The 521-nt window shown below is 49.1% G+C and carries 2 protein-coding genes; one reads left to right on the top strand and one right to left on the bottom strand.

Features of this window, described 5'->3' with window-relative positions; translation table 11 throughout:
* A partial coding sequence (locus tag C3418_RS25140; protein ID WP_153064167.1) for a helix-turn-helix domain-containing protein occupies window positions 1–124 on the bottom strand: 124 nt, incomplete at its 3' end.
* Window positions 125–181: 57 nt separating this feature from the next.
* On the opposite strand from C3418_RS25140, the gene tnpA reads away from it, so the two are divergent.
* Window positions 182–521, top strand: a 340-nt coding sequence (tnpA, locus tag C3418_RS23980; RefSeq protein WP_103859401.1) for an IS200/IS605 family transposase, incomplete at its 3' end; no start/stop codon positions are given.

The following is a 521-nucleotide window of genomic DNA, read 5'->3' as shown; positions in this document are numbered from 1 at the left end:
TGCGCTTTGTCTCTGCCAGCCCGTGATTCCAGACATAACGAGCACAACCGCCCAACTGGCGCAGGCGTTGCGCTTGTTGGGCGGTCGGTTCGAGTCGGAATTTGTAGGCTTTCAGAATTTGCATTTAGCGCTCAGTGTGTAGCATTATTGCCATATCTATTAAGCCCGATTGAGTGACAGAATGCAATTCACTAAAATTAATAAATCACGCCATGCGACCTACGTTTTGCACGTACATTTGGTGTTTATCACCAAGTATCGAAAGCCGATATTGGGGGATCTGCATCACGCTTCATTCGGTCAGTGTGCGGCAGAGGTTTGCAGAGATTTTGGTGCGGAACTGAAAGAGTGTGACGGAGAGGCTGATCATGTTCACATGCTGATAGAGTACGGCCCAACAGTGCAGCTATCGGTGCTGGTGAACTCGTTAAAGGCGGTCACATCAAGGCGACTGCGTAATGAATTTCTGGACTTGAGGGGTGCTTACAGCAAACCCGTACTCTGGTCACGCTCTTACTTTG

Origin of the sequence: Aeromonas sp. ASNIH8, from assembly GCF_002919855.1 — a bacterium.
GTDB lineage: Bacteria > Pseudomonadota > Gammaproteobacteria > Enterobacterales > Aeromonadaceae > Aeromonas > Aeromonas caviae.
This window is presented reverse-complemented; position numbering and strand designations above follow the sequence as displayed.